The sequence below is a fragment of the Micromonospora sp. NPDC005413 genome (assembly GCF_040606435.1).
Classification (GTDB): Bacteria; Actinomycetota; Actinomycetes; order Mycobacteriales; family Micromonosporaceae; genus Micromonospora.
The window spans coordinates 24,468-49,247 of sequence record NZ_JBEXEV010000007.1; the positions used below are offsets into that span (position 1 = coordinate 24,468).

Here is a 24,780-nt window from a genome sequence, read left to right on the forward strand (position 1 = left end):
CAGAAAACCAGCCGACGGGCCGCGAGCTGTGGACGAGCACCCCGCTGTGGACAATAGCCGAACAGGTGTACGACTCGACAAGCGACACGCGGAGGCGGCAAAAAGGCTGCTCAGCGTAGTCGAGCAGGCACTCGATCGGGGTACGCGGCGCAGACCGCCCTCCACACCACGTGCGTCTGCTGCCCCGACGCCAGTGCCTGCTCGATGGTCCGTCCATCGAGCTGGGACAGCACCTGGTCGCGGGCGATGCTTGCCGCGTAGCCGGGTCCGAACGCCTCTTCCAACCGCGCCCAGAAGTCGGTCAGCCGCACGTGATCAGCCCTCCTCGTCCGGTGCCCCGGTCGGCACCGGGCGCAACGCTAGCGCCACCAGGGGCACCGCCGCGACCGCCGCGAGCAGGGTGAGCACGGGATAACCGGCGAACTGCATGACAAACCCACTGACCACGGCGGCGCCGGCCCCGGCCAGCCCCATGATCAGGTCGGACAGCCCCTGGACGCTCGGCCGCACACCGGCCGGCACCGACTCGGACAGCAACGTCGAGCCGGCCACCATCGTCCCCGACCAGCCCAGCCCGAGCAGGACCAGACCCACCGAGAGCCGGGGTGTGTGATGCCCGGCGGTGCCGGCGACCGCGCACGCGGCCAGCAGCAGGCCGACCCCACCGAGGATCACCGCCCGCCGGCCGAGCCGGTCGGTGAGCCAGCCGACCACCGGGGAGAACGCGTACATGCCGGCGATGTGCAGACTCAGCACGATGCCGACCAGCCGCAGCACGTCGGCGTCGGCGTGCGACTCACCGAGCCGGACCGGAGTCATCGCCATCACCGCCACCATCACCAGATGACCCACCGCCACCGCCGCGATGCCGAGCCGGGCGGCGGGCCGCCCGCGTACCACCGACCAGGCCGCCCGCATCCCGGCGCCGCGCGGCGCGCGCACCCCGACCGGAGCGGCGGCCGGTGCCCCACCACCACCGAGAGCCGGGCCACCGTCCGCCGGCGCCTCGGCCGCCACGGCGGTCGCCGGCGCATCGGCGGCCAGCGGCAGGTCGGCAGCCTGCGCGTCGGCCGCCGCGAGCCGGCGCGCGGTGAGCAGCGGGTCGGGCCGGAGCAACCCGAGGAGTACGACGGCAGCCAGCACGAACGCGACCGCACTGAACGCGAACGGGCCGGCCAACGGCGGCAGACCCCAGCCGGTGGTAACCCGGTCCGCCAGCGCGGCGAAGTTCGGCGCCGCCACCGCACCGATGGTGGTGGCCCAGACGATCAGGGAGAGCTGCCGCCCTCGGCGGGCCGGCTCGGCGAGGTCCACCGCCGTGTAGCGCGCCTGCAGGTTCGCGGCGGTGCCCCCACCGAAGAGCAGCATGCCGAGGAAGAGCAGCGGCACCCAGCGGGTGGCCGCGGCCAACACCACCAGTACGCCGCCGACGGCACCGACCGCGTACGCCACCACCAGACCCGGTCGCCGGCCGTGCCGGGCCATGATCCGGGTGACCGGGACGGCGAGCAGCGCCGCGCCCACGACCCCGGCGCTCTGCGCCACACCCGCCACGGCGGTGCCGGCGATCCGGGCGGCGAGCAACGCGCCGACGGCGATGCCGATGGTCACGCCGACACCGCCGATGATCTGGGTGGTGAAGAGCAGCCGCAGCGTACGCCGCTGGATCGATGCGACATCGGGTCGCGCGTCGGTACGCGGCGCGGTCAGGTCGGTGGCCATCGGCGCTCCTCAAGACGGGGGTGCCCCATCCTCGCGCACCCGCGCCGACCAGCGGCAGTGGGTTTCGCCCCAGGCAGAGCTGCCACCCGTTCCCGCGGGGGCGTCAGGTGTCCTCGCGGCGGGGGTCGGGGCGCGACCCGGGTGGCAGTCGTCACTCACGCGTTCCTGGTACGCCTGGCGGGTTCGGCACGGTGAGAAATGTGCGCCAGCCGGCGGATAGCCGCGCAATCGCCAACGAACCGTCGACCTTGGACAGTTTCCGTTAGCTGGGCGAACGGAAACTCTCCAAGATCCTGGCGTCAGTCGGGCAGGGCACGGGTGACGACGGTGAGATCGGCGACCAGCCCCTCGTACGCCTTGTCCTGGTCGTCGGCCCGCAGCACAGCGGAGGGGTGGATGGTGGCCAGCAGCCGTGCCGTCGGCGCGTCGGCCACCGCGCCGGCGCTGTCGATCGGCACCCGGGTGAAGTCCTCCGGGTGCTGGGCCGACTCCGGCCAGGGCAGCAGCTCACCCCGCTGCCGGGTGACCCGGAAGGACGGGCCGAGCAGCGCCTTGGCGGCGGTCGCGCCGAGCACCACCACGATCTCCGGACGCAGCCGGGCGAACTCGGCGACCAGCCAGGGCCGGCAGGCGGTGATGTGCACCTGGTCCGGGGTCTGGTGGATCCGCCGCCTGCCGCGCACCTCGAAACGAAAGTGCTTCACGGAGTTGGTGAGATAGAGCTGACCCGGGTCCAGCCCGGCGTCGTCGACCGCGCGGCGCAGCAGCCGACCGGCGGGGCCGACGAAGGGCAGGCCTTTTTGATCTTCCATGTCACCGGGCTGCTCGCCGACCAACACCACCCGGGCGCTCTCGTCACCCCGGCCGAAGACCGTCTGCGAGGCGTCCCGGTACAGCTCACAGCCCCGGCAGCTGCCGGCTGCGGTACGCAGCTCGTCGATGGTGTCGGCGTTGGGCGGGATGAACCGCTGCGCCCCCGGGGCGGTCTGCTCGGCCATGCCGACTGTTATATACGTCAGTACCCGTTACCGCCGCCATTCCGACCCGAAGCGATGGCGATCAGCACGATGACGATGATGATGATCGCCACCGCCACCGCGATCCAGACACCCTTACGCGACCCATTCGAAGCCATAACCCCACCTCCGGCGCCCCGCATACCCACCCGGCCCGCCCCGAATCATCACGATCTTGCACTTCCTGCCCGGACCAATTTGGACCAACCGGGCATAGTGCCGACACAAACTGCAAGATCGCGGGGCGGGGGGCGGGGGGCGGGGGCGGGGGGCGGGGCACGGGGTGGGTCAGGCCTGGAAGCCGGGGGGTGGGGTGGGGTTTGTGGCTCGGGCCAGGGCGGCGGCCAGGGGGGCCAGGTCGTCGGTGGTCAGAGGGCTGACGGTGACGCGGAGGGCGGGTGGCGCGGCGATCCGGTAGAGAGCACCGGGGGCCACCGCCCAGCCGGCGTCGCGTAGCGCGGTGACCGCGCTGGTCTCATCCGCCACCGGCAGCCAGACGTTGATGCCGCTGCGGCCGTGCGCGGTCAGGCCGTGCTCCGCCAGCGCGGCCAGCAGCCCGTCGCGCCGCTGCTCGTAGCTCTGCGCCGCCCGCTCGACCAGCTCGGTGACCGACGGGTCCCGCCACAGGTCGAGGACCAGCCGCTGCAGCACGGTGGAGACCCAGCCGGCGCCGACCCGCGTACGGCCGGTCACCCGGGCCACGGTGGTCTCGTCGCCGACCAGCACGGCCAGCCGCAGGTCCGGACCGAAGGGCTTGCTCACCGACCGGACGAAGGCCCAGCTCTCGGTCGCTCCAGCCAGGGAATGCAGGGGTACGCGGGCCAGCTCGGCGGCGTGGTCGTCCTCGATCAACAGTAGATCGCGCCGGCCGGCGAGCAGGGCCCGCAGCTCCTCGGCGCGGGCGGCGGAGACGGCGGCGCCGGTCGGGTTCTGTGCTCGGCTGGTGACCACCAGCGCCCTCGCTCCGGCGGCGAGCGCGGCGGCCACCCCTGCCACCAGCGGCCCCTCGTCGTCCAGCGGTACGCCGATCGGGCGCAGCCCCAGGGTGGCGACCAGGTCGAGCAGGTTGGCCCAGCCCGGATCCTCCACCGCCACCGCGTCGCCGGGGCGCAGGTGGGCGCCGAGCAGCCGCTCGATGCCGTCCAGCGCGCCGCCGGTGAGGGTGAGCTCCCCGGCCGGTACGCCGTCGGCGCTCAGCCGGGCCCGCGCCGCCTCGGCCAGCTCGGGCAGCACGCCAGCGTCGGAGTAGCCGACCGACGGGCCGAGGTTGGCGGCGAGTGCCGCCAGGTGCGGGCCGAGCGGGGGAAGCAGCCGAGGGTCGGGTTCACCCCGGGACAGGTCCCGCGCGCCGGGCAGCGGCGGGGGGCGCAGCGCGGAGCGGCGGGCGGCCACCGGAGGGCGCGGGCGTACGCGGGTGCCGTGCCGCCCAGCCGTGGCGAGCAGGCCGCGCTGGCGCAGCTCCTGGTAGGCGCGGGCGACGGTGGCGGGGCTGACGCCCAACTCGCCGGCGAGTGCCCGCACCGGCAGCAGGGCTGCCCCCGGTGACAGGGCGCCCGTACGGATGCCCGACTCGATGCTGGCCGAAATCTCGACGGCCGTCGTACCGGTGACCTGATAGCGTGCTGACACAAACAAGAGATTGTACTAGAACAAAGGGGCGAGCATGTATCCACCCACCGCCCGGACCACACCCAACCGTTCGCGCGACAGGATGAGCTACGACCGGGCCGCCGCTCACGCCGTGCTCGACGAGGCGTACGACTGCGCGCTCGGCTTCACCGTCGACGGCCAGCCACGGGTGCTGCCCACCCTGCACGTCCGCATCGGCGACACGCTCTACCTGCACGGCTCCACCGGCAGTCGGCCGCTGCTCGCCGCCCGGGGTGACGGGCTGCCGGTCTGCGTCGCGGTGACCCTGCTCGACGGGCTGGTCTATGCCCGCTCCCAGTTCCACCACAGCGCCAACTACCGCTCGGTCGTCGCGCTGGGCACAGCCCGACTGGTCACCGACGAGCAGGAGAAGATCGCCATGCTCACCGCGCTGGTCGAGAAGGTCGGCTCGGGACGCAGCACGGACACCCGCCCGCCCAGCCGGCGCGAGCTGGCCGAGACCGCCGTGCTGGCGCTGCCACTGAGCGAGGTGTCCGTCCGGGCCCGCAGTGGTGGGGTCCGCGAGGACGAGGACGACCTGCATCTGCCGCACTGGGCCGGCGTGCTGCCGCTGCGGCTGACCGCCGGGCCGCCCGAGCCGGACGCCGGGGTCACCGCACCGATGCCGGCGTACCTGCGGGCGGCCCGCACCCCCTGGCACGACCCGGTGTCGCTGCGCGGCGAGCAGGTCCGGCTGGAGCCGCTGGAGTTGGCGCACGCCGACGAGCTGCACGCCGCCACCGCGGACGCGGAGGTGTGGAGGCACCTCAGCGCGGCCCTACCCACCGCGCCGGCCGGGACCGCCGAGGTGGTCGGTGCCGCCCTGGCTGCCCAGCACCGCGGCGAGCGGGTGGCCTGGGTGCAACGGTGTGCGGCGACCGGGGCGGTGGTCGGCACCACGTCCTACTACGAGATCGACCCGGAAAGCCGATCGGTCGCGATCGGGCACACCTTCCTCGGTCGACCCTGGTGGCGCACCGGCATCAACACCGAGGCGAAGCTGCTGCTGCTCAGCCGGGCCTTCGACGACCTGGGCGCGGTACGGGTGGTGTGGCACACCGACATCCGCAACGTTCGCTCCCAGGTGGCCATCGAACGTCTCGGCGCGACCCGCGAAGGGGTGCTGCGGATGCACCGGCAACGCCCGGACGGCTCCTGGCGGGACACCGTGCAGTACGCGATGACCGTCGACGAGTGGCCGAACGCACAGCTCAGGCTCCGGGAAAGGCTTCTGCGGACGGCACCGGTGGCGTGATGATGGCGGGCGTGCTGGGAATCACCGACATCTGGACGTACGTGCTGGGCACCGTGGCCATCATCCTGCTGCCCGGGCCGAACTCACTCTTCGTGCTCTCCACCGCGGCCAAGCGGGGCGTGGGGACCGGTTACCGGGCCGCGGGCGGGGTGTTCGTCGGCGACTGGGTGCTGATGTTCCTCTCCGCCGCCGGGGTGGCGTCGCTGCTCAAGGCGTACCCGCCGGTGTTCATGGTGATCAAGTACGCCGGTGCCGCGTACCTCGGTTATGTCGGGGTGACCATGCTGCTCGGCGCCTGGCGGCGCTGGCGCGACCGCAACGACCCGAACACGCCGCGGCTCATCGACGCCGCGGAGCCGGAGGCGATGCGCAGCCCGTTCCGCAAGGCGCTGGTGATCAGCCTGCTGAACCCGAAGGCGATCCTGTTCTTCATCTCGTTCTTCATCCAGTTCGTCGACCCCGGCTACGCCTGGCCGGCGCTGTCGTTCCTGCTGCTGGGGCTGATCGCCCAGGTGACCAGTGCGCTCTACCTGACCGCGTTGATCTTTGCGGGCACCTTCCTGGCCGCGCAGTTCCGCGAACGTCGTCGACTGGCCGCCGGCGGCACCACCGCGGTCGCCGCCCTCTTCCTCGCCTTCAGCCTCAAGCTCGCCACGGCCAGCGCCGGCTGACCCGGGGTCAGGTCCCGTCACCGCCGGAGCCGCCGCCACCGACGCCGGCTCCGCCAGCGGTGCCGCCGAGGCCGTAGCCGGGCCGGATCGGCTCGTCGGGGTGGCGGCTGACGTGTGCGGACCCCCCGACCTGCGCAGACCAGTCGGCGTGCGCGGCCGCCGCGGCGTGCCGGTTGATCGCCTGGCGTATCCAGCCGTCCACGGTGGCGACCCAGTCCCGCCGGTCGGCGTCCGCGTGCCAGATCCGGAACCGGCTGATGCTCTGGTGGGTGATCCCGGCCAACGCCAGCCGGCGATCCATCCAGAGGATCGCCTCCAGGCCCGCCGAGTTCGTCACGAAGATCACCTCCAGCTCGGTGATCGGGCCGGCGTAGAGCGGCCCCACCCAGTAACCCCAGCGCTGGTGCAACGGCAGGGTGTGCTCCACCCCGGGCAGCCCACCCTCCTGCAACCCGGCCTGGCGGATCATGAAACCCAGCGTGTCCAGCGCCGCCAACACGTGCTGCTGGGTGGGGATCGGGTGCACGAAGACCGGCACCATGGCCCCCTGGTCCAGATCCGGGTCGACGGACACCTCGGTACGCAGACCCATCCGCAAACTCAGCAGCGGCACCCCGCCGAAGATGGTCACCGGGGTCTCCCACGGCAGCGGCAACGCGAAGTCGACCGCCCGTCGCCGGCCGGCCGGTACGACGAACCGGCCGGCGATCGGCAACTGGTGGAACTGCATGAGACGCCGGGGAGCGCCCGGGTCATCCGGCTCGACCGTGGTGACCAGGCCGAGCCGGATGTGCCGAACCAGCACGTCCTCCGGCCCGGCCGCGAGGGTCACCCGCCCCGGCAGGCGCAGGCCCGGCCGGGTGCTGGGGTTGGGGAGAGTGGTCTGCACGGACAGCCCGGTCCAGCCGGAGTCCCGGGACACGCCCGTCAGCCGCACCGCGCCCCCCACCACAGGCCACGCCCGGCCCCCCAACGAGGCCACACCTCAACTCTGGCGGACCTCGCGGGTGGTCACCTCGACTTCCGTGAAGAGGGACCACCCCTCCGGTTCATCGCAACCGCCGCCCGCGCGGCACCGTGTCGGTTTCGTCGTCGAACTCCCCGATGACCTCCTCCAGGAGGTCCTCCAGGGCCACGAAACCGATCGGTCGAGCCGGACCACCGCCGTTGCGCACCAACGCGAGCTGCGACTGCCGGGCCCGCATCAGTGCCACCGCCTCGGTGACCGAGGACGTGGCGGGCAGGGTGAACGCGGGAGTCATCAGCTCCCCGGCGGTGGCGACGCGGCCAGTGGTGACCACCCGCACCGCCTCCCGGACGTGCACCAGACCGCAGACGTCACCCGCCTCGTCCAGCACCGCGAGCCGGGACCGACCGCTGTACCGGCTGACCTCCTCGATCCGCTCGGCCGGTTCGTCCCGACGGACGGTGACCATGGTGGCGAACGGTTCCATCACCTGCGCCACCGACGTGCCCTGCAACTCCAGCATGCTGGTCAGCAACTGGTGCTGCTCGGCACCGAGCAGCCCGTGCTCACGGGACTGCTCCAGCAGGATCCTCAGCTCGTCCGGGCCGTGCACCTGGGCGAGCTGATCCTGCTGGTTGACCCCGAACAGCCGCAGGATCGCGTTGGCCAGGGCGTTGAGCGCGGAGAGCACCGGCCGGGACACCCGGGCGAAGGCGCGGAACGGCAACGCGAGCAGCGTCGCCGAGCGCTCCGCGTCGGTGATCGCCCACGACTTCGGCGCCATCTCCCCCACCACCAGGTGCAGGAAGGTGACCACCCCGAGGGCGAAGACCAGGGCGACCACGTGACTGGCCGCGTCCGGCAGGCCCACCGCGTGCAGCAATGGGCTGAGCAGGTGCTCGATCGCTGGCTCGGCCAACGCGCCGAGACCCAGGGTGCACAGCGTGATGCCGAGCTGCGCGCCGGCCAACATCAGCGACAACTCGCGGACGCCGTCCAGCGCCGCCCGCGCCGCCCGACCGCCGTTGGCGGCCGCCTGCTCCAGGCGGTACCGCTTGCTGGCCACCAGGGCGAACTCGGCGGCCACGAAGAACCCGTTCAGCGCCAGCAGGACCACCGAGACGAACAGTGCGATTCCGGGGCTCATGCGGTCACCCCCGGTTTGGTCAGCTGCAGCCGCACCGAGTCGGCCACGTGCCGGTCCACGGCCAGCACCTCGACCAGCGCCCGGGGCTCCGCGTCGTTGTCCTCGACGTCTGCGCCCTCGGGCAGCAGGCTGATCTCCAGCCGGTCACCGACCTCCGGCACCCGGCCCAGCTCCCGCATCACCAATCCGGAGAGAGTGTCGTACTCCGGAGCCTCGGGCAGCGCGATGCCGGTGCTGTCGGCGACCTCGTCGATCCGCCAGCGGGCCGGCACCACCCAGGACCCGTCGTCCTGCCGGGCCGGCGCCCGATCTGGTGGGTCGTCCTCGTCCCGGATCGGGCCGACCAGCTCCTCGGCGATGTCCTCCAGCGTGATCACGCCGGCGAAACCCCCGTACTCGTCGACCACGCAGGCCATCTGCCGGTGCCCGGACCGCAGCCGGTCGAGCACCGTGGGCAGGGGCAACGTCTCCGGTACGAGCAGCGGCGGCCCCGCCACCGCGCTCACCGGGGTGGTCGCCCGCTCCCCCGGCGGTACGCCGAGCACGTCGGCGATGCCAACAACGCCGATCAGGTCGTCGACGCCGTCCGCGCCGCGCACCGGGAAGCGGGAGTGGCCGGTGTCCAGCAGCTCGACCACCCGGCTGACCGGCTCGTGCGCACGTACGGTGTGCACGTCGACCCGGGGCACCATGGCCTCGCCAGCGGTCAGCTCACGGAAATCCAGCCCTCGGTCGAGCAGCGTGGACATCTCAGCGTCCAGGCTGCCCTCCTCTCGGGACTCGGCGATGATCTGTTCCAGGTCCGCCGGGGTGGCGCCACTGGGCAGTTCCTCGATCGGCTCGATGCCGATCCGGCGGAGCAGGCGTACCGAAGCCCGGTCGAAGAGCCGGATCAGCGGCCCGGCGACAGCCAGGTAGATCAGGGTGGAGCGGCTCAGCGCCCGGGCCAGCGACTCGGCACGCGCGATGGCCAGGTTCTTCGGGGCCAGCTCACCGAGGACCATCTGCACCACGGTGGCGATGACCAGGGCCAACGCCACCGACAGCGGCAGGCTGATCGCCTGGCTGACGCCGGCCACGCCGAGCAGCTCGGCGAGGCCGCCGCCGAGGAACGGCTCGGCGACGTAACCGACCAAGAGTGCGGTGACGGTGATGCCGAGTTGTGCACCGGAGAGCATGAAGGAGAGCCGACTGGTGACGGTCAGGGCGCGGGCGGCCGCTGGGTCGCCGTCATCGGCGAGCTGGCGCAGCTTGCCCCGATCCACGGCGACGTAGCCGAACTCCTGCGCCACGAAGTAACCGGTGGCGGCGGTGAGAACGATAATCAGAAGGAGACCAACGACGATCAACACGGGTCGCTCAGGGCTCCCGGGGTCGTCGGGTCGGGAAGATGCCGGGCACAACCCGGCTGGCTACTGCTGCCCTCCTGGGCAGACGAGTCGATCATGTCGCTATTTTATCGGCGTTGGCTGGGACTCCGCTGGGGGTGGGCCGAAGGAACCCGATCGTCCGGTTCACCCGCCGCGCCCAGGTGGTCACGCCGACCCCGCCGACCCGCCACCCGATCCGCGTTCGGCCAGCTCATCGGCGTCGAGCAGGCCCCGGTCGAGCCGGCCCGACCGGTACGCGGCCCGCCCGATCATCTGCGCCGCGACCGGCGCGGTGGCCAACTGGAAGACCGCCACCAGCAGGATCATGCCCAGATCCGCCGGAGACCGCAGCCGCAACGCGATGCCCAACAGCAACAACAGCACCCCGAGCACCTGCGGCTTGGTGGCCGCGTGCATCCTCGACAGCGCGTCCGGGAAGCGCAGCACACCGATCCCGGCGGCCAGGCCGAGCAGCGCGCCGGCCACCAGGCAGACGGCACCGAGCCAGTCCGCGACCGTCGCGATCACTGCTGCTCCCGGACGGCGAAGCGAACCAGCGACACCGAGCCCACGAAGCCGAGCAGGGAGAGCACCACCAGCACGGGCAGGGTGGTGGCGTGCCGGGTGACCGCCGCCTCGGCGCCCACCGCGCCGACCATGGTGGCGAGCAGCATGTCCGCGGCGATCACCCGGTCCACCAGCGACGGACCCCGGTAGAGGCGGGTCAGCGCGAGGAGCGCGGTCACCGACAGCAGAACGGTGAGGACGACGGCCAGGAACGTGGTCACGGGCGGGTTCCCTTCTCGGAAGCGTCGGTCCCGACGCGGCGCAGTTCGGCGGTGGAGCCCACCGCACGGACGATCCGCCGTTCGACGGCGAGGGTGCGTTTCCGGGCCGCCTCCAGGTCCGCCGGCCCGTGGGTGTCCAGCACGTGCAGGTAGAGCGTTCCGGATTCCCGGTCCACCTCGAGGATCAGCGTGCCGGGCACCAACGAGACCGCCTCGGCGGTGAGCGCCAGGTTCAGGTCGGTGCTCACCCGCAACTGGACCCCGATGATCGCCCCGCGTGGCCGGTACCCGGGCTGCACGGCGATCCGGGCGACGTGCAGGCTCGCGCTGACCAACTCGGCGACGAACCGGCCCGCGAACACCACCAGCGCCCGGAGCCGCAGCCGGCCGCCGAAGCTGACCGCCGGCAGCGGAAAGAAAACCAGCACCGCGCCGCCCACCAGCAGGCCGCCGATCAGGTTGGCCCAGTTGATCTCGCCCCAGAGCAGGTTCCAGACCACCACCAGCCACCCGAACGCCACCGCCTGGTCCCGCCGGCGCGCGAGCCGGCCGCGCCCCGACGGGGTCGGTCCGGCGGCGCCGCGGGTCGTCTCGGGCGGGCCGGTCACGGTACGCCGCCCGGCAGCACGGCACGTACGTAAGGGGTGCGCAGACGCAGGTCGGTCGCCGCGTCGGCGGTGACGTCGAAGAGCGGACCGGCCAGCACGGTCAGCGCCAGCCCGAAGGCGACCAGGGCCACGGTGGCCCCGACCATCAGCCTCGGCAGCGGAACGGCCTGATCGCTGGTGGCCAGTCGGGGCGCCCGCCAGAAGGCGATGTTCCACACCCGGGACGCCACGTAGAGGGTGAGCAGGCTGGTCAGCGTGCCGGCCGCGACCAGCACCCCGGGCAGCGGCCCGCCAACCGCCACCCCGGCCTGGAGCAGGCCGAGCTTGCCGAGGAAACCGGAGAACGGCGGCACCCCGGCGAGGTTCATGGCCGGGACGAAGAACAGCACACCGAGCAGCGGCGCCACCCGGGCCAGCCCGCCGATGCGGCGCAGGTCGGTGCTGCCGGCCCGCTCCTCGACCAGCCCCGCGACCAGGAACAACGTGGTCTGGATGGTGATGTGGTGCACCACGTAGAAGATCGCGCCGGAGAGCCCGGCGACGGTGCTCAACGCCACCCCGAAAATCATGTAGCCGATGTGGCTGACCAGGGTGAACGAGAAGAGCCGCTTCAGATCGGACTGGGCCACCGCGCCAAGGATGCCGATCACCATGGTCAGCCCCGCGACGACCATGAGCAGCCCGTCGGCATGCCCACCGGGAAACAGCAACGTCTCGGTGCGGATGATCGCGTAGACGCCCACCTTGGTGAGCAGACCCGCGAAGACGGCGGTGACCGGGGCCGGCGCGGTGGGGTAGCTGTCCGGCAGCCAGGCCGACAGCGGGAAGACCGCCGCCTTGATCCCGAAGGCCAGCAGCAACATCAACTCCAGGGCCAGTCGCACGCTGGCAGGCAGGTCGTCGAGTCGCTGGGCGAGCTGGGCCAGGTTGAGCGTGCCGGTGGCCGCGTACACCAGACCCACCGCCGTCAGGAAGATCATCGAGGAGAGGATGCTGACCACCACGTACGTGGACCCGGTCCGGATCCGGGTCTCGGTGCCCCCCAGCGTGATCAGCACGAAGCTCGCCGCCAACAGGATCTCGAAGCCCACGAACAGGTTGAACAGATCGCCGGCGAGGAACGCGTTGGTGACACCAGCGGTGAGCACCAGGTACGTCGGGTGGAAGATGACCACCGGCGTGGTCTCGCTCGTCTCGCTGCGACCCTGGCCAATCGAGTACAGCAACACGCAGAGGGTCACCGCCGAGGAGACCACCAGCATCAGCGCGGCGAGTTGATCGGCGACCAGCACGATGCCGACCGGCGCTGGCCAGCCGCCAACCGCCACCACCACCGGGCCATGCCGGTACGCCTGCACCAGCAGCAGCACCGCCACGACGAGGGTGCCACTCAGACAGAGCACGCTGACCGCGCGCTGGATCCGGGGTTGCCCGGCCAGCAGCAGGGTCAGCGCCGCCCCGAGCAGCGGCACCACCACCGGCAGCGGCACGAGCGCGTGCATCACGCCTCGTCCCCGCGTCGAAGCCGGCGGCGGGCGGGCTCGGGATCGACCTGCTCCGGATCGTCGTCCGGGCCCTCCCCACCGAGGTCGGCGGCGCCCACCTCGTTGCGCGCGGCCCGACGGATGATCTGCTGGTCCTCCAGGTCGTCGGGCACCTCGTCGTCGCCGGTGAGATACCAGCTCCGGTAGGCCACGGCGAGCAGGAACGCGGTCAACCCGAAGGTGATCACGATGGCGGTCAACACCATCGCCTGCGGCAACGGGTCGCTCATCCCCTCCACCGGACCCGTGCCCACGATCGGCGCCCCACCGGGCCGACCGCCCAACAGGATCAACAGGTTGACCCCGTTGCCGAGCAGGATCACACCGAGCAGGATCCGGGTCAGACTGCGCTCCAGCAGCAGGATCACCCCGCAACTGACCAGCACCGCGACGGCCACCACCAACACAAACGTCGGTCCCGCGCCACTAGCCGTCACTGCGATACCTCTGTTCGCGACTCCGTGGCTCGCAAACCCGGCTCACTCCTCACGCTCACGGCCGATCCCCCTTGTCGACGGCCAACCCGCCCGTTGCCGCCCCGGTGGCCTCGATGTGCCGGTCCACCTCGGCCCCGAGGCTGCGCAGGATGTCCAGCACCAGCCCGACCACGACCAGGTACACGCCGATGTCGAAGAAGAGCGACGTGACCAGGTGGGCGTCGCCGACCAGTGGCAGGGTCCGGTCGACCTTGGCGCTCTCCAGCACCGTTCCACCGACCAGCAGCCCCGCCAGGCCGCTGCCCACCGACACCGCCAGCCCGGCACCGAGGATCAACCCGGCGCCGACCGGGGCCGCCTCGGTCAGCTCGTACCGGCCACCGGCCAGGTAGCGGACCACCAGGGCGAGACCCGCCACCAGACCGCCGGCGAAGCCGCCTCCCGGTGCGTTGTGTCCCGAGAAGAGCAGGAACAGGGAGAACAGCACGACGGTGTGGAAGATCAGCCGGATGACCACCTCCAGCACGATCGAGCGGCGCTCCTCGTACAGGGTGGGACCGCCCCGCAGCCACACCGGCCGGCCGGGTCTGTTCACCCGCCGGTCCGCCTCCGGCCGACGCGGTCGCGGCCCGGTGCGGGACCGCTCGAAGATCAGGCTGGCCACCCCGGTCGCGGCCACCACCAGCACCGACAGCTCACCCATGGTGTCCCAGGCCCGGATGTCGACCAGGGTCACGTTGACCACGTTGCGGCCGTACCCATTGATCACCGACAGGTCCGGGAAGGCCGCGGAGACGTCCGGTGCCCGTCGGGCACCGGCAGCCACGAGGGCCAGGCCAGCCGCCACGACGCCCACCGCCACTCCGATCGCCCGACGGACCCACCGGGTACGCCGCAGCGGCCGGGCCGAGAACCGCTCCGGCAAGCGACGCAGCACCAGCACGAAGACCGCGATCGTCGCGGTCTCCACCAGGAACTGGGTGAGCGCCAGGTCGGGCGCTCCATACAGGACGAAGAGCATCGCGGTGCCGTAACCGGTCATCCCCACCAGCAGCATCGCGGTCAGCCTGCGGCGGGCACCGACCGCCAGCACCGCGGCCACCGCGATCACCAGCACGACCACCGGTTGCAGCAGGCTGTCCCAGAGCGGGATCCGAGCCCGCCATGGACTGGCGGAGAGCATCGCCCCGCCAGGCACCAGGACCAGGGTGACCAGGATGATGCCCAGATACTGCGGTAGGGAGCCGCGCTGAGTCGCTCCGGTGACCTCGATGGCCAGCCAGTCGAACCGGCCCACGACCCACTCGTACCCCTGGTTGCCGCCGACCGGCGAGCGGAGCCGGGCCAGCACCGGGACGAGCGGCCCGCGCGCGGCGAAGAGCAGGCCGCCGCCGACGAGCGCCAACACGGACAGGCCGAGCGCCGGGGTCGGTCCGGACCAGAGCGCCAGGTGTACGTCGACCCCGCCGAGCAGATCGGCGTACGGGCGCAGCGCGCCGTCCAGCACGCTGGCGGCCGGGCCGGCGAGCAGGCTGACGCTGGTCAGCACGGCCGGCGGGACCAGCAGCGACGCGGCGATCGGGCCCGACTCGACCGGTTCCACGCCCGGCCGGTCGGCGAACGCGCCCCAGAGGAAGCGGGCGCTGTACGCCACGGTGAGCACCGTCCCGGCGACCAGACCGGTGAGGAGCGCCGGCTGGTCGGTGAACGCCCCGAACACCGCCTCCTTGGACACGAAGCCGACCAACGGCGGCACACCGGCCATCGACGCCGCCGCCAGCACCGCGACCACGAACAGCGGCCGGGACCAGTGCCGCAGCCCGGACAGCTCGCGCAGGTCGCGGGTGCCGGCACCGTGATCGATGATGCCGACGACCAGGAACAGCGCCGCCTTGAACAGGGCGTGCGCCAGCAGCATCGCGGTGCCGGCCAGGGCAGCGTCCGGGGTGCCCGATCCGATCACCGCGACCAGCAGGCCGAGCTGACTGATCGTCCCGTACGCCAGCAACAGCTTCAGGTCGGTCTGCCGCAGCGCGGTCCACCCGCCGAGGAGCATGGTGGCCACGCCGCCGACCTGCACCACCGGCCGCCACGGGCCGACCGTGGCGAGCACCGGCGCGAGCAGCCCGATCAGATAGACGCCGGCCTTGACCATGGCGGCGGCGTGCAGGTACGCGCTGACCGGTGTGGGTGCCGCCATCGCGGCCGGCAGCCAGGAGCTGAACGGCAGCACCGCCGACTTGGACAGCGCGCCGGCCAGGATCAGCAGCACGGCGGCCACCAGGTACCCGCCGCCGGGCAGGGGCTGTGCGGCGATCTCGGACCAGCGGTAGGTGCCGGCGTGCGTGCCCAGCATGATGAACCCGACCAGCATGGCGAGGCCGCCCAGCGTGGTGACGGTCAGCGCCTGCGCCGCCGCCCACCGGCTGGAACGACGTTCGGTGCTGTGCCCGATCAGCAGGTACGAGAAGATCGTGGTCAGTTCCCAGCCGACGTAGAGCAGCAGCAGATCGTCGGCGAAGACCAGGACGAGCATCGCGCCGGCGAAGGCGACCAGGACCCCGGCGAACTGCGCCAGCCCAGTCGAGCCGGGGGCGAAGTACCGGGCGCAGTAGATGAGCACCAGCGCGCCGATGCCGCCGATCAGCAGGGTCATCAGCCAGGACAGCGTGGTGAGCCGTAACGCGATGTCGAGGCCCAACTGCTTGATCCACGGGTACGTCTCGACCACCGCCCCGCCGTCGTCGACGGCCGGGGTGTGGGCCACCGCCCAGCAGAACGCGGCGGCGGGCGCCAACGCCAGCGGGTAGAACGCGCGTGGACCCCACCATCGGACCAGCAGGGGCGCAGCGAGGGCCGCCACGAGGTGGAGGATGAGCAGAACGAGCACCCGCGCCCCCGATCGAGCTGACCGACGCCCATGCAGCGGTGGCGCCTAGCAGCGATCAGACGCCAGTTCGTCGCCCGCCGGGCGGTTTTGCCGGAATTCGCCCGCAATTGGGGTCGGTGTCCGTGCCCGTGGCCGCTGAACTCCCCGACAGCGGGGCCTGACGGGCACGGTGCGGCAGGCCGCGTGGAGCACCGCCGCGATCAGCGCAGCAGGGCGTCGCCGACAGGTAGTGCGTCGTCGGGCGCGGGGCGGTCGCGGTGCAGTTCGGCCAGCAGGTCGAGGCGGCCGAGCTGGCGCGCGACCCGGTCGACCACCCGCTCCGCGGCGGCCAGCGACCGCATCGAGAGCAGCCGGCCGCGGCTCTCCCGGCGCAGCACGAAGTAGTGGACGGCAACGCGGACCTGGCCGCGATCGGCGGCGCTGGCCTGCGCGGTGCAGACGACCAGCTCCCGCAGGCAGCGGGCGAGGCGTTCGGCAAGCTCGAGCTCGGGGCCGTGCAACCCGCCGCGGAGCGTGGCGAGGTGGCTGTCGACCTTGCGAATCAGCACATCGGTGCCCGGTTCGACCTTGCGCTGCTCGCCGGCCATCGAATCCCTCCACCCCGGTTCGCGTTGCGAGTGAAGTTACTTTATGTTGTTCCTCACAAGCAAGCAGTTAAGTGAGACTTAACGTATTAAGCGCGCATCAGGTGCTTATGACTTGCAGTCGGACACATTCCACCGTGGGTCGTTCGTGGTTGTCGTACCAGCGGGGCACGATGGACCGGTGACCGGCGCAGACGCAGACACCGGCGCGGCGCTCGCCGGGTTCGGCCCGGCCACCCGTGCCTGGTTCGACGCCGCCTTCGCCGCGCCCACCGCCGCACAGGCCGGCGCCTGGCGGTCGGTCGCCGCCGGCCGCAACGCCCTCGTCGTGGCGCCCACCGGTTCCGGCAAGACTCTCGCGGCCTTCCTCTGGTCACTGGACCGGCTGGCCCGCGAACCCGCACCGGCCGAGGCCCGACAGCGGTGCCGGGTGCTCTACGTCAGCCCACTCAAGGCCCTCGCCGTCGACGTGGAGCGCAACCTGCGCGCCCCGCTGGCCGGCATCCGGCAGGCGGCCACCCGGCTTGGCGTCGCACCCCCCGACATCACCGTCGGCATGCGCACCGGCGACACACCGGCCGACGAGCGCCGAGCCTTCGCCCGCACCCCACCGGACATCCTCATCACCACGCCCGAGTCGCTGTTCTTGCTGCTCACGTCCGCGGCCCGCGATTCGCTGCGCGGCATCCAGACGGTGATCGTCGACGAGGTGCACGCGGTGGCAGGCAGCAAACGCGGTGCCCACCTCGCCCTCTCCCTCGAACGCCTCGACGAGCTGCTGCCCGCCCCGGCGCAGCGCATCGGCCTCTCCGCCACCGTCCGGCCGATCGACGCCTGCGCGCGGTTCCTCGGCGGCGCGCGCCCGGTCGACGTGGTGCAGCCGGCCACCTCGAAGACCATCGAGGTCAGCGTGCAGGTCCCGGTGGAGGACATGACCCGCCTGGACGAGCAGGAGCAGCCACCGGAGGACGACCTCGGCGGCCCCGGGCCACGCCGCGCCTCGATCTGGCCGGCCGTGGAGGAGCGCGTCTTCACGCTGATCGGGCAGCACCGCTCGACCATCGTCTTCACCAACTCCCGCCGCAGCGCCGAGCGCCTCTGCGCCCGGCTCAACGAGCTGGCCGCCGAAGAGGTGGCCTCCGCGTCGGGCGAGGGCGCGCTTGGCGTACCCGTGGGGTTGTCGACGGGCGACGACCCGGCGGGTGACGGCGGTCCGGCGTCCGGCGCGCAGCGGTGGGGTGGCCCCGCCGGTCCGGTGCGCAACCGGCCACCGGCCGAGGTGATGGCCCAGTCCGGCGCGGCCACCGGTGCCGCACCCGTGATCGCCCGCGCCCACCACGGCAGCGTCTCCCGGGAGGAGCGCAAGCACATCGAGGAGGCGCTCAAATCCGGCCAGCTCCCGGCGGTGGTGGCCACCTCCAGCCTGGAGCTGGGCATCGACATGGGCGCGGTCGACCTGGTGGTGCAGATCGAGGCGCCGCCGAGCGTGGCCGCCGGGCTGCAACGGGTCGGCCGGGCCGGGCACCAGGTGGGCGCCGTCTCCCGCGGTGTCGTCTTTCCCAAGCACCGCGGTGATCTGCTCTCCTGCGCGGTGGTCGCCGAGCGGATGATCGACGGCGCGATCGAGGAGCTGCACTACCCGCGCAATCCACTGGACGTGCTGGCACAGCAGATCGTCGCGATGGTGGCGCTGGAGCCGTGGCCGCTCGGCGACCTGGCCGTGCTGGTCCGCCGGGCCGCGCCCTTCGCCGAGCTGCCCGACTCCGCGCTGCATGCCGTGCTCGACATGCTCTCCGGCCGCTACCCGTCCACCGCCTTCGCCGAGTTGCGCCCCCGACTGGTGTGGGATCGGGCCACCGACCTGCTCACCGGCCGTCCCGGTGCACAGCGACTCGCGGTGACCAGCGGCGGCACCATCCCCGACCGGGGCCTGTTCGGGGTCTTCCTGGCCGGTGCCGAACGGGCCGCCCGGGTCGGCGAGCTGGATGAGGAGATGGTCTACGAGTCCCGGATCGGCGACGTCTTCCTGCTCGGCTCCTCCTCCTGGCGCATCGAGGAGATCACCCCCGACCGGGTGCTGGTCTCGCCCGCCCCCGGGCAGGCCGCGCGCATGCCGTTCTGGAAGGGCGACCAGCTGGGTCGGCCGGTGGAGCTGGGTCGGGCCATCGGCGCCCGGGTGCGCACCCTGCTGCGGCAGAGCGATGAGGCAGCGCTGGCCGCGCTGCGGGACGGTGGGCTGGACGACTGGGCCGCCGGCAACCTGATGGCCTACCTGCGCGAGCAGCGGGAGGCCACCCGCTCGCTGCCCGACGACCGCACGATCGTGGTCGAGCGGTTCCGCGACGAGCTGGGCGACTGGCGGCTCGCCGTGCACAGTGTCCTCGGTGCCCGGGTCAACGGGCCGTGGGCCCTCGCGGTGGGTCGCCGGCTGGCCGAGCGGTACGGGGTGGACGCCCAGGTGATGCCCTCCGACGACGGCATCGTGGTGCGACTTCCGGACACCGCCGACGAGCCACCCGGCGCGGACGTGGTCGTTTTCGAACCCGACGAGATCACCCAGCTGGTGGAGGAGTCGGTGGGCACCTCCGCCCTCTTCGCTGCCCGCTTCCGGGAGTGCGCCGCGCGGTCGCTGCTGCTGCCCCGCCGCGACCCACGCCGCCGCCAGCCGCTCTGGCAGCAACGGCAACGCGCCGCGCAACTGCTCGACGTCGCCCGCGAGTACGCGGACTTCCCGGTCACCCTGGAAGCCGCCCGGGAGTGCCTCCAGGACGTCTTCGACCAGCCGGCGCTGGCCGGGCTGATGCGCGACCTCGCCACCCGGAAGGTGCGGCTGGTCGAGGTGGAGACCAGCGCGCCGTCCCCGTTCGCCCGGTCGCTGCTCTTCGGTTACGTCGGCGCGTTCCTCTACGAGGGCGACGCCCCACTGGCCGAGCGGCGCGCCGCCGCGCTCGCCCTGGATTCCACACTCCTCGGCGAGCTGCTCGGTCGGGTCGACCTGCGCGAGTTGCTCGACCCGGCGGTGCTCGTCGAAACCGACCGGCAGCTGCGCTGGCTGACCGACCAGCGCCGCCCCCGCGACGCCGAGGACGTGGTCGAGCTGCTGCGGGTGCTCGGTGACCTGAGCGACGCCGAGTTGACCGAGCGGGGTGTGCCGGAGACCTGGCTGACCGAGTTGGAGGCCACCCGCCGGGTGCTGCGGGTCCGGATCGCCGGCGAGCAGCGCTGGGTGGGCGTCGAGGACGCCGCCCGGCTGCGCGACGCTCTCGGCGTGGCGTTGCCGGTCGGAGTGGCCGAGGCGTACCTCGCCCCGGTGGCCGACCCGCTCGGTGACCTGGTGGCCCGCTACGCCCGCACCCACGGGCCGTTCGCCGCTGCCAGCTGCGCGGCCCGCTTCGGGCTCGGTGTGTTCGTCGTCGAGCAGACCCTGCGCCGGCTCGGCGCCACCGGGCGGGTGGTCTCCGGGGAGTTCACAGCGGATTCGGCCGGCGCCCAGTGGTGCGACGCCGAGGTGCTGCGGATGCTGCGCCGCCGCTCGCTCGCGGCACTGCGCCGGGAGATCGAGCCGGTGCCGCCCCGGGCGCTGGCCACGTTCCTGCCCCGCTGGCAGCAGATCGGCTCGTCCGCCCGAGGTGTGGAGGCGCTGGCCGCGACGGTGGAGCAGTTGCAGGGCGCGGCGGTGCCGGCGTCCGCCCTGGAGCGGTTGGTGCTGCCCGGGCGGGTCGCTGACTACTCCCCCGCCCAGCTCGACGAGCTGTGCGCCAGCGGGGAGGTGCTCTGGGCGGGGTCGGGCGCGATCTCCGGCGGCGACGGCTGGGTCACCCTGGCGTACGCGGACGCCGCACCGCTGCTGCTCCCGCCCCCCGACGAGGCGTTGACCCGCACCCCGCTGCACGAGGCGGTGCTCGACGCGCTCGGCGACGGGCAGGCGCTGTTCTTCCGGCCCCTGGCCGACCGGGTCGGCGCGACCGACGACGCCGCGCTGACCGGAGTGATCTGGGACCTGGTCTGGGCCGGGCACCTCACCAACGACACCCTCGCCCCGCTGCGCGCGGTGCTCGGCGCCGGCGGTGCGCACCGCTCGCGACCGTCCGCGCCGCGCACCCGTTACCGGCGGCCCGGCCGGGTGGCGCTGCCCACCCGGGGTGGCCCGCCGACCGTCGCCGGCCGCTGGTCGCGCCTGCCCGAGCGGGACGTCGACCCGACCCGGCGTGCCGCTGCCCTCGCCGACGTGCTGCTGGAGCGGCACGGGGTGGTCACCCGCGGCGCGGTGATGGCCGAGCAGGTGGTCGGCGGCTTCTCGGCGGTCTACCCGGTGCTGTCGGCATTGGAGGAGCGCGGCGCCGCCCGCCGGGGCTACTTCGTCGAAGGGCTGGGCGCCGCGCAGTTCGCGGTGCCCGGTGCGGTGGATCGGCTGCGCGCGCTCGCCGAGCCGACCGACGGTGCCCGGGGCCGGGGCACGCCGGCGACCGTGCTCGCCGCCACCGACCCGGCCAACCCGTACGGCGCGGCGCTGCCCTGGCCGGACCGGGTGGTCGACTCCGGGGACGGGGCCGCCCCGGCGACCGGGCACCGGGCCGGCCGCAAGGCGGGTGCGCTGGTGGTGCAGGTCGGCGGCGACCTCGTCCTCTACGTGGAACGTGGCGGCCGGACGCTGCTCTCCTTCACCGACGACACCGACGCTCTCGCCGCGGCCGGTAAGGCGCTCGCCGACGCGGTCCACTCTGGGGCGTTGGGTGCGATGTCGGTGGAGCGGGCCGACGGCGAGGCGGTGCACTCCTCGCCCCTGCGCGACGCGCTGACCGCTGCCGGATTCCGGGCCACCCCACGGGGCCTGCGCCTACGCGGCTGACTCGCCCCCGCATCGGGGCTGGTGTGAGCGGTATGCCTGTGAGTCATACGTATGACTCACAGTCATACCGCTCAACAGACAGACATGCCCCGGAGCGCCCCGGCTCGGCGCTCAGCGGAGGTTGTCGAGCGCCTTCTCGTAGCGAGGGCGGTCGGCGGCCGGCGTCTTCGCCTCCAGATAGTTGAGCACCACCGCGCCGCGCCGGTACGACTGGCCACCCCAGGTCTCCGCGATGTCACTGGCGCTGGTCTCGTCCGGGAACACGTACACCGTGACAGCGTCGGTGGCGATCAACTCGGAACAGCCCAGGCCGAGCCCGTCCGGGCCGCAGTCGACCGAACGATCCTTCGGCCGCGGCACCTTCAGACCGGCAGCCTTGAACGCGGCAACGACCTGTTTCGCCCCGGGCGCACCGGTCGGACGCTTGGGCAGCACCACCGGCGGCGGGCTGGCCGGGCGCCGCTCTGTCTGCCCCTGGGCGCCGGAGGGCGGAGCCGCACCGCTCGCGGCTGGCGGAGCCTCGGGCGTCGGCGTGCTCGGGAGACCGGTGGTGGCCGACTCCGACGAGGCGGATGGGGCCGCGTTCGCTTGGCCGTCGTCGTCACTGCCACAAGCGGCGGTGAGGGCGACGACGATCAGCAGGGCCCCGACGGCGGGCAGGCTCCGAATTGTCACCAGGGCATTCTGCCCAACGGCATCCGGCGGCGGGAGGGGCCGGTCGGCCACTGCGCTGTCACGTATCCGCCATCCGCTGGTCGACCTCCTGCCGGGCCCCCGGGGGACCTCCTGCGGGTATCCGACTGATATTCGACTGTGGAATGCTTCGCCGGTGGGTGAACATGTGGTTCCTGTGGGTTGTCCCTGCTGCACGTCCCGTACCGGCGGGGGGACCTGCCCGGTCTGTTTCTGGACCGACGACGGCCAGACCGACGCCGACGCCGACGCCGTCCGGGGCGGCCCCAACGGCGACCTGAGCCTCTCGCACGCCCGACTCAACTACGCCGTCTACGGTGCCAGCCACCCGCGCTACCAGGACATGGTGCGCCCGGCCCGCCCCGACGAGCGCCCCTGACCGACGCCCGACGGGTCGAGCGTCGTTCAGCAGACCGGCACACTGCCGCCGTACACGCTGGAGATGTACGCGTGGCTGACGTACTGCCCGGTGGCCAGGCGGTTCCAGCGGGTGGTGGTGCGGTACGGCCCGGCCACCGACTGGCCGGTCACGTAGCACTGGATCGGCACATGGGCCAGGTGCGCGGCGAGGCCACGGATCGAGGACGACATGCTGGCCCCGGTACGGATGTTGAGCGGCCCGTCACCGACAACGCCGCGCGGCCCGTCTCCGGTCCACAGGTAGGCGACGTCGACCCAGGCGTTGGTGGTCAGCCGCAGACCGTCCCAGAAGGTGCCGTCGGCCAGGTCGATGCCGGCCGGGTTGAGCACGGTCCGCCCGAACTGGTCCCGCCCGCCGTTGTAGCCAGACTGGTACGCGGCCTGCGCCTCGGGCCGACCCTGCGGCAGGTTCTTCCAGTTCTCCCGTACCGATGAGGGGTTCCAGTAGTCGTCACGGGTGTTCCACGGCCCGACATCCCAGACCGGGGCGTACTCGCAGCGGGAGCCACTGGTCGTACAGACCCGCACGGTGTAGTCGCCGGTGTTGAGTGGGGAGAGGCCGCGCCGCGACGGTAGCGCCGCGAAGTGGTCGCGGGGTTGCACGGTACGACCGTTGGCGGTCACCTCGCCGACCAGCCCGATGCGTGTGGCGTACACCCGGTAGGTGCGGCCGGGCGTGGCGGCGGAGACGGCGGCGGTCGCGTCGGCGGTGAGCCGCACGCCGCGTACCGTCGCGGTGACGCCGCCCTTGGGCGCGGTCAGCACCACCCTGGTCTGCACGCGGGTGACCGGCCGGTCGAAGACGGCGTCGGCGGTGGCCGCCCGCCACTCCGTCCAGCCGGCGGCCCGCCAGCCGCGGACCTGCGCCTCCACGGTTGCCCCAGCGGGGACCGAGGCGCTGATCTCGGCGCGGACCCGGGTGGCCGGCCGGGCGAGGGTGCGGGGTGTGGTCAGCAGCATCCCCTCGGCGACCGCGCTGTGCGGGCTGCGAGCGCTGCGACGGGCCTCACGCAGCCGTAGCCCGGCGGCCGTGCGTCGGACGTTGACGTCGTCGCGGTCGACGACGGTGAGATCGGCGTTCCACCGTTCGGCGCTGGGGGCGGCAGCGGTGAGGGTGAGCGGGCTGCCGGCGGCGGGAGTGTCAGGGATTCCGCCGATCGCGGGCACGAGCGCGGCGGTGAGGACGAGGGGGAGGGTGGCGATGAGGACGGCGAATCGGGTACGACAACGAGGTCGCTTCATGGGCAATCTCCTCAGATCCCCCTGACCCTCGCATGTCGGTAGATCATGAGGAACCTATGTACAAATAGCGACACATGCGAATCCTGCTCAAAAGAGGGAGGATGGCAAGGTGCCCGAAGGCGACACCGTCTGGAACACCGCGCGCGTGCTGCACCGCGCGCTGGCCGGCGCCCGGATCACCGACAGTGACTTCCGGGTGCCGCAGCTGGCGACCACGGATCTCACCGGTTGGACCGTCCGCGAGTCGGCCAGCCGGGGCAAGCACCTGCTGCTGCGTCTCAACGCCCCGAACGAGGCGCACTGGACCCTGCACTCGCACCTACGGATGGACGGCGCCTGGCGGGCGTACGCCCCGGGTGAACGCTGGAGCGGCCGGCCCGCGCACCTGATCCGGGTGGTGCTGCGCAGCCCCGCCGCTGTCGCGGTCGGCTACCACCTGCACGAGATTGCCCTGGTGCCGACCGCCGAGGAGGACCGACTGGTCGGCCACCTCGGTCCCGATCTGCTCGGCCCGGACTGGGCCCCGGCCGAGGCGGTCCGTCGGCTCGCCGACCACCCGGAGCAGACCATCGGCGAGGCGCTGCTCGACCAGCGCAACCTGGCCGGGGTGGGCAACCTCTACAAGTGCGAGGTGCTGTTCCTGCGCGGTGTGTCGCCATGGACGCCGGTCGGCGCGGTGCCCGACCTGCCCGGCATGGTGACCCTCGCACAGCGGCTGCTCGCCGCCAACCGCGGTCGGTGGACGCAGAGCAGCACCGGCTCGCTCCACCGGGGGCAGACCAGCTACGTCTACGGTCGCCGCGCCCAGCCCTGCCGCCGCTGCGGCACCGCGATCCGCAAGGAGGAGCTGGGCGAGCGGGTCACCTACTGGTGCCCGGTCTGCCAGCCCGAGCACCCGGACAAGCCTCCACCCGGCTGACCAGGACG

Annotated in this window: 21 protein-coding genes; 5 read left to right on the top strand and 16 right to left on the bottom strand. The window is 72.7% G+C overall.

Annotation, left to right across the window (positions count from 1 at the left end):
- Window positions 1-110 precede the first annotated feature (110 nt).
- The 4 genes from ABZS37_RS11275 to ABZS37_RS11290 all read right to left on the bottom strand — a co-directional run bounded on the left by ABZS37_RS11275 (window position 111) and on the right by ABZS37_RS11290 (window position 4,367).
- Window positions 111-311: a DUF3046 domain-containing protein gene (locus tag ABZS37_RS11275; RefSeq protein WP_355167865.1), complete on the bottom strand. Its 201-nt coding sequence runs from the start codon at window positions 309-311 to the stop codon at window positions 111-113.
- A gap of 4 nt (window positions 312-315) precedes the next feature.
- Entirely contained in the window at window positions 316-1,722 is a 1,407-nt protein-coding gene (locus tag ABZS37_RS11280) for an MFS transporter (RefSeq protein WP_355167867.1), read from the bottom strand.
- Between the two features lie 299 nt (window positions 1,723-2,021).
- Entirely contained in the window at window positions 2,022-2,720 is a 699-nt protein-coding gene (locus ABZS37_RS11285) for a UdgX family uracil-DNA binding protein (protein WP_355167869.1), read from the bottom strand.
- 306 nt (window positions 2,721-3,026) lie between these two features.
- Window positions 3,027-4,367 carry an aminotransferase class I/II-fold pyridoxal phosphate-dependent enzyme gene (locus ABZS37_RS11290; RefSeq protein WP_355167871.1) on the bottom strand — a complete coding sequence of 447 codons (1,341 nt, stop codon included), beginning with the start codon at window positions 4,365-4,367 and terminating at the stop codon, window positions 3,027-3,029.
- 34 nt (window positions 4,368-4,401) lie between these two features.
- On the opposite strand from ABZS37_RS11290, the gene ABZS37_RS11295 reads away from it, so the two are divergent.
- Together ABZS37_RS11295 and leuE are read left to right on the top strand one after the other, a co-directional pair.
- Window positions 4,402-5,643: a bifunctional pyridoxamine 5'-phosphate oxidase family protein/GNAT family N-acetyltransferase gene (locus tag ABZS37_RS11295; protein WP_355167873.1), complete on the top strand. Its 1,242-nt coding sequence runs from the start codon at window positions 4,402-4,404 to the stop codon at window positions 5,641-5,643.
- Entirely contained in the window at window positions 5,643-6,314 is a 672-nt protein-coding gene (gene leuE, locus ABZS37_RS11300; RefSeq protein ID WP_355167875.1) for a leucine efflux protein LeuE, read from the top strand. The genes ABZS37_RS11295 and leuE overlap by 1 nt, the downstream gene beginning before the upstream one ends.
- A gap of 7 nt (window positions 6,315-6,321) precedes the next feature.
- On the opposite strand, the gene ABZS37_RS11305 is transcribed toward leuE, so the two are convergent.
- From ABZS37_RS11305 to ABZS37_RS11350, 10 genes are all read right to left on the bottom strand, one after another.
- On the bottom strand, window positions 6,322-7,251 hold the full coding sequence (locus tag ABZS37_RS11305; protein WP_355167877.1) for a sporulation protein: 930 nt from the start codon (window positions 7,249-7,251) through the stop codon (window positions 6,322-6,324).
- 112 nt (window positions 7,252-7,363) lie between these two features.
- Entirely contained in the window at window positions 7,364-8,428 is a 1,065-nt protein-coding gene (locus tag ABZS37_RS11310; RefSeq protein ID WP_355167879.1) for a hemolysin family protein, read from the bottom strand.
- Window positions 8,425-9,780 (bottom strand): hemolysin family protein, encoded by a 1,356-nt coding sequence (locus ABZS37_RS11315; protein ID WP_355167881.1) that lies wholly within the window; start codon window positions 9,778-9,780, stop codon window positions 8,425-8,427. The genes ABZS37_RS11310 and ABZS37_RS11315 overlap by 4 nt, the downstream gene beginning before the upstream one ends.
- Window positions 9,781-9,963: 183 nt before the next feature.
- The gene (gene mnhG / locus ABZS37_RS11320) at window positions 9,964-10,326 is read right to left on the bottom strand and encodes a monovalent cation/H(+) antiporter subunit G (protein ID WP_355167883.1); all 363 of its coding nucleotides are present in this window, start codon (window positions 10,324-10,326) and stop codon (window positions 9,964-9,966) included.
- Window positions 10,323-10,586, bottom strand: a complete 264-nt coding sequence (locus ABZS37_RS11325; RefSeq protein ID WP_355167885.1) for a monovalent cation/H+ antiporter complex subunit F — start codon at window positions 10,584-10,586, stop codon at window positions 10,323-10,325. Before ABZS37_RS11325 ends, mnhG begins: the two co-directional genes overlap by 4 nt.
- Entirely contained in the window at window positions 10,583-11,194 is a 612-nt protein-coding gene (locus ABZS37_RS11330; protein ID WP_355167887.1) for a Na+/H+ antiporter subunit E, read from the bottom strand. The genes ABZS37_RS11325 and ABZS37_RS11330 overlap by 4 nt, the downstream gene beginning before the upstream one ends.
- Window positions 11,191-12,696 carry a Na+/H+ antiporter subunit D gene (locus tag ABZS37_RS11335; RefSeq protein WP_355167889.1) on the bottom strand — a complete coding sequence of 502 codons (1,506 nt, stop codon included), beginning with the start codon at window positions 12,694-12,696 and terminating at the stop codon, window positions 11,191-11,193. Before ABZS37_RS11335 ends, ABZS37_RS11330 begins: the two co-directional genes overlap by 4 nt.
- Window positions 12,696-13,175 carry a Na(+)/H(+) antiporter subunit C gene (locus tag ABZS37_RS11340; protein WP_355167891.1) on the bottom strand — a complete coding sequence of 160 codons (480 nt, stop codon included), beginning with the start codon at window positions 13,173-13,175 and terminating at the stop codon, window positions 12,696-12,698. Before ABZS37_RS11340 ends, ABZS37_RS11335 begins: the two co-directional genes overlap by 1 nt.
- 55 nt (window positions 13,176-13,230) lie before the next feature.
- The gene (locus tag ABZS37_RS11345; RefSeq protein ID WP_355167893.1) at window positions 13,231-16,065 is read right to left on the bottom strand and encodes a Na+/H+ antiporter subunit A; all 2,835 of its coding nucleotides are present in this window, start codon (window positions 16,063-16,065) and stop codon (window positions 13,231-13,233) included.
- Window positions 16,066-16,265: 200 nt separating this feature from the next.
- On the bottom strand, window positions 16,266-16,652 hold the full coding sequence (locus ABZS37_RS11350; protein WP_355167895.1) for a hypothetical protein: 387 nt from the start codon (window positions 16,650-16,652) through the stop codon (window positions 16,266-16,268).
- Between the two features lie 178 nt (window positions 16,653-16,830).
- Between ABZS37_RS11350 and ABZS37_RS11355 the strand changes: the two genes are divergently transcribed.
- The gene (locus tag ABZS37_RS11355; protein ID WP_355167897.1) at window positions 16,831-21,498 is read left to right on the top strand and encodes a DEAD/DEAH box helicase; all 4,668 of its coding nucleotides are present in this window, start codon (window positions 16,831-16,833) and stop codon (window positions 21,496-21,498) included.
- A 111-nt stretch (window positions 21,499-21,609) separates the two neighbouring features.
- Here ABZS37_RS11355 and ABZS37_RS11360 read toward each other — a convergent pair whose 3' ends face one another.
- Window positions 21,610-22,173, bottom strand: a complete 564-nt coding sequence (locus tag ABZS37_RS11360; protein WP_355167899.1) for a hypothetical protein — start codon at window positions 22,171-22,173, stop codon at window positions 21,610-21,612.
- A 154-nt stretch (window positions 22,174-22,327) separates the two neighbouring features.
- Here ABZS37_RS11360 and ABZS37_RS11365 point away from each other — a divergent pair, with 154 nt between their 5' ends.
- A complete protein-coding gene (locus tag ABZS37_RS11365) occupies window positions 22,328-22,570 on the top strand; it encodes a CPCC family cysteine-rich protein (RefSeq protein WP_355167901.1) in 243 nt (80 codons plus the stop codon).
- Window positions 22,571-22,596: 26 nt separating this feature from the next.
- Here ABZS37_RS11365 and ABZS37_RS11370 read toward each other — a convergent pair whose 3' ends face one another.
- The gene (locus ABZS37_RS11370) at window positions 22,597-23,853 is read right to left on the bottom strand and encodes a hypothetical protein (RefSeq protein ID WP_355167903.1); all 1,257 of its coding nucleotides are present in this window, start codon (window positions 23,851-23,853) and stop codon (window positions 22,597-22,599) included.
- 109 nt (window positions 23,854-23,962) lie between these two features.
- Between ABZS37_RS11370 and ABZS37_RS11375 the strand changes: the two genes are divergently transcribed.
- Entirely contained in the window at window positions 23,963-24,772 is an 810-nt protein-coding gene (locus ABZS37_RS11375) for a DNA-formamidopyrimidine glycosylase family protein (protein ID WP_355167905.1), read from the top strand.
- Window positions 24,773-24,780 lie beyond the last annotated feature (8 nt).